We start from the raw sequence: 16778 nt of genomic DNA on the forward strand, positions 1-16778 counted from the left end.
AAGGCCACCCGTGCTGCCTTTGCGGTTTTCTTTCCGCTAGCGTGCGCCCGCACGCTATGTTTTCACCCTGTCCTCCTGCGCTTGCCGCGACTTTCTGATTTTCTCCAATACCTGGGGTTACCGGGCTATCGTACTATGTTCCGGCTCTTCTCAGGGACGGGGATGATGACCAAAACCAACGGCACGCCAACACCCCATGATGCAATATTCCGCCAGTTTCTGAGCCAGCCGGATATTGCCCGTGATTTTATGGCACTGCATTTGCCGGCGGCGCTGCGGGACATCTGCGCGCTGGAGACGCTCAAGCTGGAATCGGGGTCGTTTGTTGAGGATGATCTGCGCCAGTATTTCAGCGATGTGCTGTACAGCCTGAAAACCCGGGACGGTAGCGATGGCTATATTCATGTTCTGATTGAACACCAGTCTGCCCCAGATAAGCATATGGCATTTCGCCTGTTACGTTATGCAGTGGCGGCTATGCAGCGCCATCTGGAGGCAGGCCATAAGGTATTACCGCTGGTGATCCCCATGTTGTTTTATACCGGTAAGCGCACCCCTTACCCGTATTCCACTAATTGGTTGCAGGGATTTGCCGATCCGCCGCTGGCGGGTAAACTTTATACTGCGGACTTTCCTCTGGTCGATATTACCGTGATACCCGATGAGGAAATTATGCAGCACCGCAGCATGGCGGCGCTGACACTGTTGCAAAAACATATTCGCCAGCGTGATTTGGCCGAGCTGGCCGATCAACTGGCCACGATATTGCTGATGGGGTTATTGCCCGTCCAGCAGGTCGTTTCGCTAGTACACTATATGATGCAGGCAGGAGAAACGTCAGACGCCGGTGCGTTTATTTACGGGCTGGCGAATCGGGCGCCTGGATATAAGGAACAACTGATGACCATTGCACAACAGCTGGAGCAGAAAGGCAGACTTGAGGGCAGGCTCGAAGGTCGCCTTGAAGGTCGCCTTGAAGGCCGTCTCGACGTAGCCCGGGCGCTGCTGGAGAACGGCGTCGATCCCGATACGGTGATGGAGATGGCGCAATTGACGGAAGAAGAACTGGCGCAGATTCAGCACTGAGCCTGCGCCTTGCGGTAATAGCCTGGGGGTTATGCCGCCGGCGGCTGGCCTGCCAGAATCCGCCGGGCCTCTTTCCGGGTGAGCCCATAGTCAAAGAAGCGGCGGTAGAAATCCTGCGTCAGCCGCACGATATCTACCCGGTTAAAGATCTCCGGGTGCAGCATGCGGGCCGCCCAGGCAAGCTGTAAGGCACTTTCCGCACCGTAGCGATCCCAGGGGAAGACCCCCGCCGGGTTATGCCACACTTTGCCGTTTTTCACCGCGTTAAGGCCGGCAAAAAGCGCAGCATACTGGGAATGGTTAATATCCCCGCATCCGGAACCCAGAATAATCACCTCTGGCTGCCAATACAGCACCATCTCCGGTGAGATCTCTTTCATATTCCCTTCAATGCCGGCTGCGGCATTACGTCCCCCCACGGCGGTAATCCAGGTATCAATCAGCGTATGGCTGCCATCAACCCTGAGTGGATTCAGGGACTGAATATGCAGGACCGTAGGGCGCTGTTGCTGGGTCAACTTGCTGGTGCGCGTGGTTACCGATGTCAGCGTATCATCCAGATATTCGCTCCAGGCGGTAGCGCGATCGATGGCGCGTTGCGTGCCAATGGTTTCGGCAGTAGTACGCAAAGATCGCTTCATTGATGGGTAATCAGTGAACGCCATCTCCAGGGTGGGCAATCCAGCCTGGCGGTAGCTGTCCACTTCCGGGTTACCTTTGGCGACAAACACCACATCAGTATGCCTGGCCAGTAACGCCTCACTGTCAAAGCTGGTACCGTGGGCCAGCAATGCATTACTGAGGCCCGGCGATACCTTATACATCCACGGCCGGTTTTCCGGGCGATTTACTGTAGCGATGACCTGATCGCCGACACCTAATACCATCAGCATTGACTGGTGAGCGTACCAGCCTTCTGCAATATGCTGCACCTGCACTGGCAGGGCAACGGTATGTCCTGCATCGTCTACGGCCTGGCGTGCTGCCAGGGCCGGAAAAGCCAGCCCGGCCAGTAAGGCCAGGGCGGCAAAGCGAAAGGTCATTAACTATCCTCAGAAATCAATTTGCATCGACACCTGGGCCTGGCGCGGTGCGCCTGCCTGAGCACTGGCATAGCCAGCACCGGAATAGCCAGTCAGCGCGCCGGGCACAATATTTGTCCAGTAGTGACGGTTGGTCAGGTTAGTGATATCCAGCCGGAACGTGGTGGCTGTTCCGAACATTTTTGTCCGGTAACTGCTGCCAACGTCCACGGTAGTATAACTCCCGACCCAGCTATCGTTAGCATTATCCGTTGCCCTGCGCCCCACATAATGCACATTAGTATCCAGATCAAGATTTGGCATCTGAGGCAGTGTATAGATTGCCAGCATATTGGCCGTGTAGCGCGGCAGCCCGACAATGCGTTTGCCGTCGGCATCTTCACTGGCGGTGTCGTGCAATTTCGCATCCAGCCAGGTAACCCCGCCAAACAGGCGCAGGTTTTCCGTCACATGGCCGTCAGCCATTAACTCGACACCGTGGTTTTTCTGGGTGCCGTCTTCTTTAAACTCACCGCTCTCTGTGGTGTAGGCAAACGGACGTTTCGCTTCGAATACGGCAGCTGACAGCAGCAGATCCTTAACCGGTGCGTATTTGGCGCCAATCTCTACCTGATGGCTACGGTACGGTGAAAGCACCTGGCCCACGTTACTGGCCCCTGCCGGGGCGGTATCCCCCTGTTGCAGGCTGTCTGCCCAGGTGGTGTACAGGGTGAGATTATCCACCGGTTTGTACATCAGGCTGGCGGCCCCGCTGGCGCCATTATCTTTCGAGTCACTGGTGCGGCTACCGGCTTTACCGTAGTTGCTGACGGTAAACAGGTTTTCACTGCCGGAGAGCATCAGGCTCCACTGGGGGTTAAAGGTCAGCGTATCGCTTAACAGAAACGCGTGCTGGGTGGTTGAAGCGGAGTGATAGCGATCGGTAAAGTCTGGATAATCCGGTTTAGTAAAGTGTACCGGATTGTCTAACGAGGCATGGCCTACCGTGGTGGTCGCCCCGTCTACCGGGTTGTAGTTTTTCCAGACAAAACCCCGTACGCCCATGGCCAGATCGTGTTGCAGCCAGCCGGTATCAACGTGGCCGGTCAGGTTGGCCATATAGCTGTTGATAGTAAAGCGGCTGGCGGCGGAGTTCGCCGTGGTACTGGTGTAGTTGCCTTTATTGTCGGTCAGCGTATTGGTTATCGTGGTGGATTCGCGGTCAGCGATTTGGCGCAGTACGCCGACATCCAGCAGCCAGTTACCGTCGAAGTCATGCTTAATATGTACGCTGGCCGTGGTGGTTTTGTCTTTATTCCCGGCATAGGTCTGGCCATATTTCCCGTCAGTCGGGTTGATGGGATGCGGGAACTGGGTGCCTTTCGCCAAGGCGAAGCTGGCGGGCAGGCCCCGGTCATAGTAGTTGTAATAGCTGAAGTTAGTCTCGATAACCGTTTGATCGGTCACCTGGAAATCCAGCCCCAGCCCCGCATAGCGGCGGCGTTTGGTACTGCCCGCGGTGTAACCCCGGCCATCTTCATCCAGCAGGTTCAGGCGATACTTGATCCTATCCTGGTCATCCAGCGGGCCGCTGAAATCCATGGAGGCCAGCGCACCGTTGCCGGTACCTGCGCCAACGGTGACCCGGTGCAGCGGAACGTCGGTAGGCCGCTTGCTGACAAAGTTAAACATCCCCGCCGGGTTAGCCGGGCCATACAGCGCCCCGGCCATGCCGTTAAGCACTTCAATTTGCTGGAACTGCTCGGCGGGGTATTCGGTGGTAGAAACCACATTCAGCCCGTCGATCATGCTGTTTTGCACCACGCTGCCCTGCATCCCGCGGCTCTGCGGGCGCACGCCTTCCCCCTGCACCGATGGCATATACCGGAAGACATCCTTCACGCTTTTGAGTTGTTGTTGGTTAATCAGCGAAGAGGACATGGTCTGGACGGAGAACGGCGTATTAATCAGCTCCCGCTTGCCCAGGCTACCCAATGAAGCTTGTTTCTCAGATGCCGGTGGTTCGGCATCGGGATCGAAGGCCCCGGAGGCGGCCGGCGCAGTAGCGCCAGTGGAGACAACCATAGTGTCTTCCGCGTGTACTGCGGTGGCGCCCATCATCCAGGCGAGTGAGATAAGACCCGCCAGCGGGGTCAATTTGGTGGTTAATGACATTGTGTTAATCCGCCTTGTGGCAGTAAAAAAGACGCAGTGAAGCAGCCCGCTTCACAAACCTGCAGGGGAACAGTTATTAGTTTTGTATGATGAACAATGATGACATAAACGATGTATAAAGCAATATATAACGGTAGCTATTAAGGGGTAGTGGTGAAGGAATGAGTGATTTGGCGAAAAAATAAAACCGGCGGGATTATTCTATGAGCAGGGCAAACAGACGAAACCAGGGGCGATGCCCCTGGCCGGGGAGCCGATCAGTCCTGGGCTTCGCTAAGATCGCGCAGGTACTGGAAAATCTGGCGGGCAGATTTTGGCGGTTTGTTATCGGTCTTCTCTTTGCGGGCATTACGCACCAGAGAACGCAACTGCTGGCGGTCTGCGGCCGGGAAGAGTGCCAGCACATCCGGGATCGCATCATCGCCTTCCTCAATCAGCCGGTCACGCAGCCCTTCCAGTTTATGGAACAGGGCCACCTGCTGGTTGTGGCGGTTTTTCAGCTTATCCAGCGCCTGGCGAATCGGCTCGACATCGCGCTGGCGTAACATTTTACCAATCAGCTGGAGCTGGCGGCGACGGCCTTCCTTTTTGATCTTCTGGGCCAGCTCAACAGCCGCGCGCAGATCGTCATCCAGCGGAATTTTATCCAGGCCATTTTTGCCCAGTTCGGTCAGCTCAACACCGAGATCTTTCAGCTCTTCGGCATCGCGTTTAATTTCACTTTTACTGACCCAGATGATCTCGTCATCTTCTTCTTCATCATCCGGGACATTCTCGAGCCAGTCTTCAGGCTGCTTGGTCATTTCAGGCTCCTCAACAAAAGAGACTAATAGTATCAGTTCAGAGGCGCACAGCGAAATGGTTCTCTGATAGACTTCAACCCAGATGGCTTTACTTTATCTGGAATAAGTTGGGCTGAGTGACCGCCTCCAGGCGGTGTTGGCGCACTCCACCGTACATACATTATGGCATCGCAATGAAACTAATTACACAAGTTACTCAGCAACGCAAAACTCTTGAGCAGGCTGTGGCCCGGGCACTGGAGCTGGCCTCCGGCAAAGCGGATGGCGCTGAAGTTGCCGTTACCAAAACCACCGGCATTAGTGTCAGTACGCGCTACGGTGAAGTGGAAAACGTCGAATTTAACAGCGACGGCGCCCTGGGGCTGACGGTTTACCTTCAGAACCGCAAAGGCAGCGCCTCTTCTACAGATCTCAGCCCCGAGGCAATCGAACGCACGGTGCAGGCGGCGCTGGATATCGCCCGCTACACCTCTGCGGACCCTTGTGCCGGGGTGGCGGATAAAGAACTGCTGGCGTTTGAGGCCCCGGATCTGGATCTGTTCCATCCGGCGGAAGTGGACGCGGATCGCGCTATTGAGCTGGCCTCCCGGGCGGAACAGGCGTCCCTCAATGTGGATAAACGCATCACCAATACCGAGGGGGGCAGTTTTAACAGCCACTACGGTATTAAAGTTTTCGGCAACAGCCACGGCATGCTGCAAAGCTATTGTTCTACCCGCCATTCCCTGTCCAGCTGTGTGATCGGCGAGCAAAACGGCAGTATGGAACGGGATTATGCCTACACCATTGGCCGGGCTATTGAAGATTTACGCAGCCCGGAATGGGTGGGTGAAGAGTGCGCCCGCCGCACCCTGGCCCGTCTGGCCCCCCGTAAACTGTCGACCATGAAAGCACCGGTTATCTTCGCCGCAGAGGCCGCGACCGGCCTGTTCGGCCACCTGGTGGGCGCCATTGCCGGTGGTGCGGTATACCGCAAATCCACCTTCCTGCTTGACGCGTTGGGCCAGCAGATCCTGCCGGAATGGCTGACCATTGAAGAGCACCCCCATATCCTCAAGGGCCTGGCATCCACCCCGTTTGACAGTGAAGGGGTACGTACTGAGCGCCGGGATATCGTGAAAGACGGGGTGTTACAACAGTGGCTGCTGACCAACTACTCGGCCCGTAAGCTGGGGCTGAAAAGCACCGGCCACGCCGGGGGCATCCACAACTGGCGTATTGCCGGGCGCGGCCTGGATTTTGACGGTCTGCTGAAAGAGATGGGCACCGGCCTGGTGGTCACCGAGCTAATGGGCCAGGGGGTTAGTGGTATTACCGGGGATTATTCCCGCGGCGCCGCCGGTTTCTGGGTTGAAAATGGACAAATCCAGTACCCGGTCAGTGAGATCACCATCGCAGGAAATCTCAAAGATATGTGGCGTAATATCGTCACAACCGGGGATGACATTGAAACCCGCAGCAATATTCAGTGTGGTTCGGTATTGCTGCCGGAAATGAAAATCGCCGGGCAATAACTTTCCCTGCCAGCGCCGCGCCGCCCCGCACAGTATTGCGTTGCGGCGCGGCGAATCATGGGGATGCGCGGTGGGGGCATCGCATTACCGGTCTACCCAATCCCTGCCGCATCGACACCTCGATTAATAACCCTGCCCGCTCGCGGGTACACGATAAAAGGGACGCCGATGCGTAACACACTCTTTGCAATGTTAACCGTTTCAACGCTGCTGTTTACCAGCGCCAGTGCGCTCGCCCGGGACGTGGGTGAGGATATGGACACCATTGCCGGGCACTACAGCATTGTGCTCAAAACCGATGATGCCGCTAAGATGAAAGACGCCCTTGAGAAAATGCGCGCCGCGGCAGTGGACGCCCAGCGAGGGACCCCGCCAAAGCTGGAAAAGCTGGATTATGACAGCCCGGAAATGAAAGATTACCGCCACGGTATGGACATACTGCTTAGCCAGATTGACGGGGCGCTGGCGCTCGTCAATGAGGGCAAAGTGAAAGAGGCCAAAGCCGCCGCCGAAGATTTTAAAACCACCCGCAATACCTACCACAAAAAATACCGCTGATCCGGCGGCTACCACCAACGTATCATGGTCACCGCTGGTGGCCATGATATAAGCTCTCCCGGCAATCACGCCTCCTGCACCTGCGGTTTCCTTTCCCCATAGCAGATATCCTCCAAATAATTATTACTCTCAGGCTAATGGTTATGCATGATGCTTAATTGATGCATTTATCATCGTGGTCCAGACTAAACCCCAGCATTAAGCAATCAAAATGATTAGCTGAATCAGGAGGTTAATAATGTTGTCTGGGCAAACGCCAGCGCGAGTCTGGAATTCGCGCCGTACTGAGAAGCAGCGTCGCAAAGCCTTGCTGCCGGTACAGGGCAAGGTGATCCCAACGGCTCACCTTGTCGATATGATGGAAAAACTGATCGCCCCTGGCGACCGTGTGGTTCTGGAGGGTAACAACCAGAAACAAGCCGATTTCCTCTCCCGCTCCCTCGCGGAAGTTAACCCGCAAAAAATTCACGACCTGCACATGATAATGCCAAGTGTCGGTCGCCCTGAGCATCTGGATATCTTTGAAAAAGGGATTGCCCGTAAGCTGGACTTTTCGTTCTCCGGCACCCAGAGCCTGCGGATCTCCCAGTTGCTGGAAGACGGTTTACTGGAAATCGGTGCAATTCACACCTATATCGAGCTCTATTCCCGCCTGTATGTCGACCTGGCCCCCAATATCGCGCTGATCGCCGGCTATAAAGCGGACCGCAACGGTAATCTCTATACCGGGCCAAGTACCGAAGACACGCCGGCGCTGGTTGAAGCGGCCGCCTTCCACGACGGTATTGTCATTGCCCAGGTTAACGAACTGGTGGATGAAGAGTGCGACCTGCCGCGGGTTGATATTCCTGGTTCCTGGATAGACTACGTGGTGGTTGCCGACAAGCCGTTCTTTATTGAACCGCTGTTCACCCGCGACCCGCGCCTGATCAAACAAGAACATATCCTGATGGCGATGATGGCCATCAAAGGGATTTATGCCGAGCACCAGGTGCAGTCACTCAATCACGGTATCGGCTTTAACACCGCGGCTATCGAACTGCTGCTGCCCACCTATGGTGAACAACTGGGGCTGCGGGGCAAGATCTGTAAACACTGGACCCTGAACCCGCATCCGACCCTGATCCCCGCCATCGAAAGCGGCTGGGTTGAAAGCGTGCATTGCTTCGGCGGCGAACTGGGGATGGAAGAGTATATCCGCGCCCGTCCGGACGTGTTCTTTACCGGTGCCGATGGTTCTATGCGCTCTAACCGTGCGTTCTGCCAGTTAGCCGGCCAGTATGCCGTTGATATGTTTATCGGCTCTACCTTACAGGTGGATGGCGATGCCAACTCATCCACTGTTACCCGGGGCCGTCTGTCCGGATTTGGCGGTGCGCCCAATATGGGCCATGACCCGCATGGCCGCCGCCATGCCTCTCCGGCCTGGCTGAACATGATAACCGAGCCTGACCCGATGAAACGCGGCAAAAAGCTGGTGGTACAGATGGTGGAAACCTTCCAGGCCGGCGTTAAACCCACCTTTGTGGAAACCCTGGAAGCGGTAGAAGTTGCCAAAACCAGCGGAATGCCGCTGGCCCCGGTAATGATTTACGGGGATGACGTGACCCATGTGCTGACCGAAGAAGGCCTGGCCTACCTCTACCGTGCGAAAGATCTGGAAGAGCGCCGCGCCATGGTGGCCGCGGTTGCCGGGATCACCGATGTCGGCCTGGGGGTTGATCCGAAACGGGTAGCCGAACTGCGTAACAGCGGCAAGGTACTGTTCCCGGAAGACATGGGGATCCGCCGCAGCGATGCGACCCGTTCGCTGCTGGCCGCCAGCAGTGTCGCGGACCTGGTGGAATGGTCCGGTGGCCTGTACAACCCGCCTGCGAAATTCCGGAGCTGGTAATGAAACTGCAACCACAGACTCACGCTGAGGAGCTGGCCTGCTGGCTGGCCGCTAACGCCACAGCGTCCCTGATAGACGAAGCGCGGCTTAGCCCGAAGCCGGGTCTCGTGGATAGCCGGGGGAACGGGGCGCACAGTGATTTATCCCTGGCGCTGATGGAGCGCTCTGCGCACAGCCTGACCCCGACGTTTCATGCGCTGGCATTACAAAGCTGGCGACGTCCTGCGGATATTGCACTGCGTGAAACCGTGGGGCGCCTGGGCCGGGAAGGGGAAGTAGCGATGATGCAGGCCACCGGCGGGGTGAATACCCACCGTGGGGCTATCTGGGCATTAGGTTTACTGGTCAGCGCCAGCGCCATGCTCGGTGCCCAGGCCAGTAGCCATCAGGTGGCCCGCCAGGCCGCCGGGCTGGCGCAACTGCCGGACAGCGCTGCCCCCCGGGTCTTCAGCAAAGGGCTGCGCGCCACCCACCGTTATCGGGTGCCGGGTGCCCGGGAAGAGGCCCAGCGTGGCTTCCCACATGTGATGGACCTGGCACTGCCCCGGTTGCGCCTCAGTCGCGCCCGGGGAGGTAACGAGAGCCAGGCCCGGCTGGATGCATTGATGGCGATTATGACCTCCCTGAGTGATACCTGTGTGCTGAACCGCGCCGGAATGCCGGGGCTGGAGGCGATGCAACAGGGGGCCAGGGCGGTGCTGGCCGCCGGCGGCTGCGCAACCGCGCCAGGCCGCGCGGCGCTCGCCCGGCTGGATGACCGGATGCTGGCACTGAATGCCTCACCGGGCGGTGCCGCAGACTTGCTGGCCGCCACGGTCTTTCTCGACAGCATCAGTGACCCGCAGGCGTCCCATTTACCAAATTAAGAGGGTGTTATGGAACAGATTACATTGTCATTTCCTGCCAGCCGTTCGCTGAACGGCAGAGCACTGGCAGGGGTGGTAGGTTCCGGTGATATGGAAGTGTTGTTCACCGCGGACCAGGGGCAAATGCTCACCATTGAAATTACCACGTCCGTTGATAACAGCACGGGCCGCTGGAACGCACTGTTCGACCGGCTGGACAAACTGAATGGCCTGCCTGCCGGGGTCCTGACGATCCACGACTTTGGGGCCACGCCAGGGGTTGCCCGCATTCGTATCGAACAGGTATTTGAAGAGGTGAGCCATGCGTAACGATCCGAGTTTTATTGAATTAAAAGCGCGCCAGCGTGCTAAAGCGCTGCTGGATGACGGCAGCTATCGCGAACTGCTGGATCCATTTGACGGCATTATCTCCCCGTGGTTAGGTCCTCAGGGCATCGTACCCCAGGCCGATGACGGCATGGTGGTTGCCAAAGGGACCATTAACGGCAAACCCTCGGTGGTGATTGCCATCGAAGGTGCCTTCCAGGGCGGCAGTATGGGGGAAGTCTCCGGGGCCAAAATGGCCGCCGCGCTGGAAATGGCCGCCGAAGATAACCGCAACGGCATTGCCACCCAGGCCGTGCTGTGCCTGGAAACCGGCGGTGTGCGCTTACAGGAAGCGAACCTTGGCCTGGCCGCCATTGCCGATATTCACGCCGCCATTGTTGACCTGCGCCAGTATGCACCGGTGGTCGGGATTGTGGCCGGTACCGTGGGCTGCTTTGGCGGGATGTCTATCGCCGCGGCGCTGTGCAGCTACCTGATTGTCACCCGTGAGGCCCGCCTCGGCCTGAACGGCCCGCAGGTTATCGAACAGGAAGCGGGGATCGACGAGTACGACTCCCGGGATCGTCCGTTTATCTGGAGCATGACCGGTGGCGAAGTGCGTTACCAGAGTGGCCTGGTGGATGCTCTGGTCGGGGATGGCGTCAACGCGGTGAAACAGGCGATGAACGACATGCTGGCCAAAGGCGTGCGCCGCGAAGAACGCACGGATAAATACCAATGGTTCCTTGAGCGTTTGACCAACTTCGACACCCGTCAGCAGGCTGATGCTGCCCAGATCAACGCGCTTTTTGCAGGGGAGAAGAAATAATGACCCAGAATAGTAGCCGTGGTGCCCTGTGGCTGGAAAAACTGGCACCCAATGCCCAGCGCCTGTCTGGCCTGTGCGCCTCTGTACAGGTTGCCGATGGTGACCTGAACGGTGAACCCGCCCGCTTTATTGCCGTGGTGCCCGATGCCAACAACCACTTCCCCCGGGCTGCCGGCGGTGAAGTTGGCTTGCTGGAAGGCTGGACCCTGGCAAAAGTGGTTAATGACACCATCGCGGCGGACGCTGCTCAAACAGTGAAACGGCCGATCATTGCGGTGATCGACGTACCAAGCCAGGCCTATGGCCGCCGTGAAGAAGCCTTTGGGATCCATCAGGCCCTGGCCGGTGCGGCAGCGGCTTATGCCAAAGCGCGTCTGGCGGGCCACCCGGTGATTGGGCTGATTGTCGGTAAAGCCATGTCCGGGGCGTTCCTCGCCCACGGCTACCAGGCCAACCGCCTGATAGCCCTGAACGACAGCGGCGTACTGATCCACGCCATGGGGAAAGCGTCTGCAGCGCGCATTACCCTGCGCAGTGTGGCGTCCCTCGAAGCGCTGGCGGCCACCATCCCGCCAATGGCCTATGACATCAGCAACTATGCCACCCTTGGCTTGCTCTCTTCACTGCTGAATGTCACCAGTGCCACCGCCCCGACCAGTGATGACCTTACGCTGGTCAATAACACACTAAAACAAGCGGTTATTGATGCCCGCCAGGACGTGACCCTCAAAAATCGTCTGGGTGCCAAAAACCGCCACAGCTCTGCGCTGGTGCGTGAACGTATGCGTGCCAGTTGGTCATCAGCTAACTAAGTATTCATTGCCCGACCAAATACCTGCCGGACATTAAACCCAATAGGTGGGCACGCACTGTGCCCACCGGGAAGGTTGTTGCCGAAAAATAATAATCATCGCTTTCTATCCGTATTTTTTTAACTACAGGTGAAGTTATGGCTTATGTAATTATTCGTGCACTTGCCCCTATTTTTGTCATCATATTACTGGGTTTCTGGGCCGGTAAGACAAAAATGGTGGACAACCAAAATGTCTCCCTACTCAATATCTTTGTGATGGATTTTGCCCTGCCGGCGGCGCTGTTCAGCGCCACCGTGCAGACCCCCTGGGCAGGTATTGTTGCCCAGTCCCCGCTGGTGCTGGTATTAACCCTGGCGATGTGGATAACCTACGCGGCGATCTATTTCCTGGCGGTGGGCGTATTTAAAAAATCCCCTCAGGACGCTGCAGTGCTGACCCTGACAGTAGCATTGCCCAACTATGCGGCACTCGGCTTGCCTATCCTCGGCAGCGTGCTGGGGGAAGGCCCGTCAACCTCCCTGTCTGTGGCGGTGTCTATCGCCTGTGGCTCTGTGCTGATGACCCCGTTCTGCCTGCTGATCCTCGAGCGCGAAAAAGCCCGCGCCGCTGGCGAAAATATGGGATCTACACTGTCCATGCTGCCGGTGTTGATGTGGCGCTCCGTGAAAAAACCGATTGTCTGGGGGCCGCTGCTGGGGGTTATTTTGTCCGCCATCGGGATTAAAATGCCGGATCTGTTCCTCGCCGCTATCAAACCACTGGGCCTTTCTGCCACGGCGGCAGCGCTGTACCTGACCGGGGTTATCCTGTCTGCCCGTAAGCTGAAAATTAATACCATGGTCGTGGTGGCCACGGTGGCTAAACTACTGATTCAGCCGGTGATTGCCTGGGGTCTGGTGGTGGCTTTTGGTATTCAGGGGCCGGTGGCCATCACCGCTGTGCTGATGATTGCGCTGGCGGCGGGTTTCTTCGGTGTCGTTTTTGGCAACCGCTTTGGCGTACAGTCACCGGATGCGGAGGCCGTATTACTGCTGAGTTCGATTCTGAGTATTCTGTCACTGCCGCTGTTTATTAGCTTAACCTCAGGAATGTAATCATGAAATTTACGTCACGGGCTCACGATCTGCTGTGGCTGGATCGCGACACCTCCCTGGAGGGGATCACCGCAAATTGGGTTACTGAGCAGTGGCACTGTGGGCTACCTGTGGTGGTGCGCCGTGACGTAAACCAGCAAGGGCGGATCCCGGTTGGGGTCCGCGGGGCAACGCGGGCTGAGCGTGCCGCCGGTTGGGTGGACCCCAGCCATATCGTGCGGGTGGTCACCCCGGAGCAGTTATCCCGGCCTGCGATGCTGGACGCTTCTCCCTATGCGGGGTTCGCCCCGCTGCGGGGGGCCAGGCAACTGGCGATGATTTCCTGGCCCTGGGAATGGGGCATTACCGGCAGCAGCGGCTATGCCCTGGCGACCGGGGCCTCTGTGCTGCATGCGGACAGCGACCTTGATGTGATTATCCGCGCGCCCCACCCGCTGAAACCGGCGCTACTGCATATCTGGCAGCAGCAGGTGGCCGGGTTATCCTGCCGGGTGGATACCCAGCTGGAAACCCCCCACGGGGCAATGGCGCTAAATGAATGGCTGCGCGACGGGCGGGGGCTATTGAAAACCAACCACGGCCCGTTACTGGCCGCCTCGCCGTGGCATCTGGAGGCGTGAGATGAAAATCGTATTTACCTTCCCGGGACAGGGCACGCAGTATGCGGGCATGTTTCAGGGAATGCCGGACGTCAATGGGCGCCTGGCGGTTGCCCGGGAGATTCTCGGGGACGAGCTGGACCACCTCGACAGCGCGCCCGCGCTACAGCACACCCGCGCGGTGCAGCTGGCCTTGTTAATTGCCGGGGTCTGCTGGGCGGATGCCTTGCAGGCCTGCCAGGTCACCCCGGATATTGTCAGCGGCCTGTCGATTGGCGCGTACCCGGCGGCGGTGATTGCCGGGGTGCTGGACTTTCGCGATGCCCTTGGCCTGGTGGCGCTGCGCGGCGATTTGATGGAACAAGCGTACCCCCAGGGCTACGGGATGACCGCCATCATGGGGCTGACCCTTAACCAGGTGGAAAATATCGTTGCCGGTAGCGACACCTATATTGCGAATCTCAATGCCGAGACGCAGATAGTGATTGCCGGGCGCGACGATCAGATGGCCCTGGTGGCTGAAAAAGCCCTCGCGCTGGGGGCTACCCGGGCCAAACGGCTGGCGGTGAGCGTGCCTTCCCACTGTGCGCTGCTGGATACCCCGGCCAGTAAACTGGCGGCGGCCTTCCGGGAGGTGACCCTGAACCGCCCGCGCTGCGCTTATCTGAGCGGCAGCAGTGCACGGGTGCTGTGGCAGACAGAGCGGATCGCGGATGATCTGGCGTTTAATATGGCGCGTACCATGCACTGGGAAGAGGCGATGATCGCGGCAAGAGAGCGGGAAGGGCGGCTGGCGATTGAAATGCCCCCGGGGGGTATTCTGACCTGTTTAACCCGCCAGGCCCACTGGGAAGGGGAGGCCATCTCCCTGGAGCGTAGCGGGATAGCGGTTGCCCGGCATCTGGCCCGGCGGCTGGCCGCGGCTAATTAGCGGGTTTTTTCTCTGGCTGGTCGAGGATGTACATCCGGCTCTCCGCCGCCAGCGCCAGCAGATTAGGGTCCCGCTCGCGATTACGGGCAAAGACCACGCCGATGTGCTGGCGCATCTGAAATTCAGGGTTAAGTTTCACCATCTGCACCGAATCAGTATAGATCTTCCCCATTCTGCCGGGTAACAGCGTCAGCCCAACCCCGGCCTGCACCAGGCTGAGCATTGAGAAAATATCATTTACCCGGGTAATAATCTGCGGCTCAAACCCGGCGATAGTAAAGGCATCCTGGAAGCAGCTATGGGTGGCAAACCCCTCGGCCAGCGCGACAAATTTGCTCTCTTTGTAGTGGCGTAAATCCGCCCGGTGGCGTTTGTCGATTTTGATATTGCCCGGTAACGCCAGATAGATATCGTCGTGAAACAGCGGCAGCACTTCGAACATGCTGCGGTCAATTTCGCTGGCGGAAATGGATATCAGCACTGCATCCAGCTGGTTGTCTTCCAGCATACGTAGCAGGGTCTGGTTAGAGCCCATGGTCAGGTCAATTTCCACCTGGGGGCGGCGCAGTTTCATGCCCATCAGTAACCGGGGGATGGTTTCGAGGGTGAGCGAATAGAGGGTGCCTATCCGCAATCGGCCCTGGCCAACCCCGGCGATTTTGCGCGTTTCTTCGATGGTATGCTTCATCAGCGCAATCACCTCTTTGCCTTGCTCCTGCAAGGTCCAGGCCGCCGGCAGCGCCACCAGATTTCGGCCTTTATGCATAAACAGCGGGCAGCGGAATCCTTCTTCCCGGCTGTGCAGTGCCCGGTGCACGCTGACACCGCTGATCCCCAGGGCTTCCGCCGCGCGGGCGATATTGCCGCTTTCCATAAACGTCATAAAGATTTCCAGCTTACGGAAGGTAATCTCGTCGTTAATCTCTGATTTCATTACCGGTAGCACCCTCTTTGTGCCTGGTCTGGCGGGTTGGTCATCCACAGCGATAAGTATTAATGATAGTGAGCCAGAATTTGCACTGGCTCGCAAAATACACCGGGATAGTATCTTTTTTAAAACCCCACGTTCTTGTCACAACCGGTGATGTTCATCACATTAATCCAGCACGAAATGTTTATTCCTGGCTTGTTTGTGGGACAGATCACTGCTCTGGCTGTAATTTCCACTTTGAAGTGGAAAACAACTCGCTACACAGCACCGGCGGCCCCCGGTAGTTTCATCTTATCCACATGATTAAGGGACAACCAGTGAATAACGAAGCGGTAGTAGCGAATAACACCGGCCAGGACCAGGCGGCGGTCATTAAGCAACTGGCCAGCGAGGCGCTGAGCTGGGTCTACGATCTGCTGAAAAGCCAGCATATTGTGCCGAACGCCGTACAGGAGCAGATGCTCAATTCTCACGTATGCGCCATGGCCCATCGTTCTGTGACTGGCGAGCCGTTACCGGAAGTCGATGCCAGCCTGTTTGAGGAGATCTCGGAAGATTCTCTCAGCCTCGCAAAACAAATTGTTGCCCATTTTGGCAATTTGCCTGTTGAAGAGGCGTGGCTGCTGTCCGTGCATTTTGAAGTCGCAAAAGACAACCTTTAATTTTCAGGAGCAAAGCATGAGTCAAATTACTGTAGTGATCGGCGATCGTCTGGGCAAAGGTCAGAAAGTTGCGGCTGGGGTAGAAAAAGCCGGTGGCCGCGCGGTGGTAGTACCTGGCGTGGCGGCGGATATGAAGCTGGGCGACGTCATGAAAGCGGAAAACGCCACGTTCGGGATCTCCTTCTGCGGCAGCGGCGGCGCCGGGGCCATTACCGCGCAGAACAAATACGGCTACAAGGCTAAATACGGCATGCGCTCTGTTGATGAAGGGGTTACCGCCATTAACGAAGGCAGCAATGTGCTGGGCTTTGGCTTTATGGACAAAGAAGAGTTAGGTGAGCGGCTGGTCCAGGCCTGGCAAAAGAAATACGGCCAGTAAGTATGAAAGAACAATTCACCACCACGGTGAGTGTCAGCGGCAAAGGTGACTCTGAAACCAAAGCCTTTGCCGACGCCCTGAACCAGGTTCAGGGCAGCGTGATGAAGTCCTCACCCCATATCTTACTGCGTATCGAGCCACAGGACGTGAAGGTTGTTGATGCGCGGGTCACGGCCCGAAAAGAGGCATTCCTGTTTTTCTTTTTGCGCCGGGAGCGACGCACTTTCAGCGTAGCGCTGGAAGTCACTGTCAACGTGACAGCCATCAATCTCGATAAGGTGGATTTCGTCACGCAATAACCACCGAAGCATTTA

18 protein-coding genes are annotated in these 16778 nt (G+C 57.5%); 14 read left to right on the plus strand and 4 right to left on the minus strand.

What is annotated here, in order from left to right; genetic code table 11:
- Positions 1 to 165: 165 nt before the first annotated feature.
- Entirely contained in the window at positions 166 to 1086 is a 921-nt protein-coding gene (locus tag F9C28_RS03960; protein WP_199013987.1) for an Rpn family recombination-promoting nuclease/putative transposase, read from the plus strand.
- Positions 1087 to 1115: 29 nt separating this feature from the next.
- Here F9C28_RS03960 and F9C28_RS03965 read toward each other — a convergent pair whose 3' ends face one another.
- The 3 genes from F9C28_RS03965 to yjgA all read right to left on the minus strand — a co-directional run bounded on the left by F9C28_RS03965 (position 1116) and on the right by yjgA (position 5086).
- Entirely contained in the window at positions 1116 to 2129 is a 1014-nt protein-coding gene (locus F9C28_RS03965; protein ID WP_199013942.1) for an ABC transporter substrate-binding protein, read from the minus strand.
- 9 nt (positions 2130 to 2138) lie between these two features.
- The gene (locus F9C28_RS03970) at positions 2139 to 4283 is read right to left on the minus strand and encodes a TonB-dependent receptor (protein WP_199013943.1); all 2145 of its coding nucleotides are present in this window, start codon (positions 4281 to 4283) and stop codon (positions 2139 to 2141) included.
- 257 nt (positions 4284 to 4540) lie between these two features.
- On the minus strand, positions 4541 to 5086 hold the full coding sequence (gene yjgA / locus F9C28_RS03975) for a ribosome biogenesis factor YjgA (protein ID WP_199013944.1): 546 nt from the start codon (positions 5084 to 5086) through the stop codon (positions 4541 to 4543).
- A gap of 173 nt (positions 5087 to 5259) precedes the next feature.
- Here yjgA and pmbA point away from each other — a divergent pair, with 173 nt between their 5' ends.
- The 10 genes from pmbA (at position 5260) to mdcH (ending at position 14492) form a co-directional block, all read left to right on the plus strand.
- Entirely contained in the window at positions 5260 to 6600 is a 1341-nt protein-coding gene (gene pmbA / locus F9C28_RS03980) for a metalloprotease PmbA (RefSeq protein WP_199013945.1), read from the plus strand.
- 168 nt (positions 6601 to 6768) lie between these two features.
- Positions 6769 to 7158: a cytochrome b562 gene (gene cybC, locus F9C28_RS03985; protein ID WP_199013946.1), complete on the plus strand. Its 390-nt coding sequence runs from the start codon at positions 6769 to 6771 to the stop codon at positions 7156 to 7158.
- Between the two features lie 238 nt (positions 7159 to 7396).
- The gene (mdcA, locus tag F9C28_RS03990; protein WP_199013947.1) at positions 7397 to 9052 is read left to right on the plus strand and encodes a malonate decarboxylase subunit alpha; all 1656 of its coding nucleotides are present in this window, start codon (positions 7397 to 7399) and stop codon (positions 9050 to 9052) included.
- The gene (locus F9C28_RS03995; protein WP_199013948.1) at positions 9052 to 9918 is read left to right on the plus strand and encodes a triphosphoribosyl-dephospho-CoA synthase; all 867 of its coding nucleotides are present in this window, start codon (positions 9052 to 9054) and stop codon (positions 9916 to 9918) included. The genes mdcA and F9C28_RS03995 overlap by 1 nt, the downstream gene beginning before the upstream one ends.
- 9 nt (positions 9919 to 9927) lie before the next feature.
- Positions 9928 to 10227, plus strand: coding sequence for a malonate decarboxylase acyl carrier protein (mdcC, locus tag F9C28_RS04000; protein WP_199013949.1), 300 nt, complete (start codon positions 9928 to 9930; stop codon positions 10225 to 10227).
- A complete protein-coding gene (locus F9C28_RS04005) occupies positions 10220 to 11053 on the plus strand; it encodes a biotin-independent malonate decarboxylase subunit beta (RefSeq protein WP_199013950.1) in 834 nt (277 codons plus the stop codon). The genes mdcC and F9C28_RS04005 overlap by 8 nt, the downstream gene beginning before the upstream one ends.
- Entirely contained in the window at positions 11053 to 11865 is an 813-nt protein-coding gene (gene mdcE, locus F9C28_RS04010; protein ID WP_199013951.1) for a biotin-independent malonate decarboxylase subunit gamma, read from the plus strand. The genes F9C28_RS04005 and mdcE overlap by 1 nt, the downstream gene beginning before the upstream one ends.
- Before the next feature lie 137 nt (positions 11866 to 12002).
- Positions 12003 to 12962 (plus strand): AEC family transporter, encoded by a 960-nt coding sequence (locus F9C28_RS04015; protein WP_199013952.1) that lies wholly within the window; start codon positions 12003 to 12005, stop codon positions 12960 to 12962.
- Between the two features lie 2 nt (positions 12963 to 12964).
- Entirely contained in the window at positions 12965 to 13582 is a 618-nt protein-coding gene (locus F9C28_RS04020; protein ID WP_199013953.1) for a malonate decarboxylase holo-ACP synthase, read from the plus strand.
- 1 nt (position 13583) lies between these two features.
- Positions 13584 to 14492 (plus strand): malonate decarboxylase subunit epsilon, encoded by a 909-nt coding sequence (gene mdcH, locus F9C28_RS04025; protein ID WP_199013954.1) that lies wholly within the window; start codon positions 13584 to 13586, stop codon positions 14490 to 14492.
- On the opposite strand, the gene F9C28_RS04030 is transcribed toward mdcH, so the two are convergent.
- Positions 14485 to 15426 (minus strand): LysR family transcriptional regulator, encoded by a 942-nt coding sequence (locus tag F9C28_RS04030; RefSeq protein ID WP_199013955.1) that lies wholly within the window; start codon positions 15424 to 15426, stop codon positions 14485 to 14487. The two genes, mdcH and F9C28_RS04030, sit on opposite strands and share 8 nt — an antisense overlap.
- Before the next feature lie 314 nt (positions 15427 to 15740).
- Here F9C28_RS04030 and F9C28_RS04035 point away from each other — a divergent pair, with 314 nt between their 5' ends.
- From F9C28_RS04035 to F9C28_RS04045, 3 genes are read left to right on the plus strand one after another with little or no spacing between them, the layout of a single operon-like run.
- Positions 15741 to 16085, plus strand: a complete 345-nt coding sequence (locus F9C28_RS04035; protein WP_199013956.1) for a glycine dehydrogenase — start codon at positions 15741 to 15743, stop codon at positions 16083 to 16085.
- A 16-nt stretch (positions 16086 to 16101) separates the two neighbouring features.
- Entirely contained in the window at positions 16102 to 16464 is a 363-nt protein-coding gene (locus F9C28_RS04040; RefSeq protein WP_199013957.1) for an SFCGS family glycine-rich protein, read from the plus strand.
- 2 nt (positions 16465 to 16466) lie between these two features.
- Positions 16467 to 16763 carry a DUF4312 family protein gene (locus tag F9C28_RS04045; RefSeq protein ID WP_199013958.1) on the plus strand — a complete coding sequence of 99 codons (297 nt, stop codon included), beginning with the start codon at positions 16467 to 16469 and terminating at the stop codon, positions 16761 to 16763.
- The last annotated feature ends 15 nt before the right edge of the window (positions 16764 to 16778 follow it).

It is taken from the genome of Shimwellia pseudoproteus (genome assembly GCF_016415625.1).
GTDB classification, from domain to species: Bacteria; Pseudomonadota; Gammaproteobacteria; order Enterobacterales; family Enterobacteriaceae; genus Shimwellia; species Shimwellia pseudoproteus.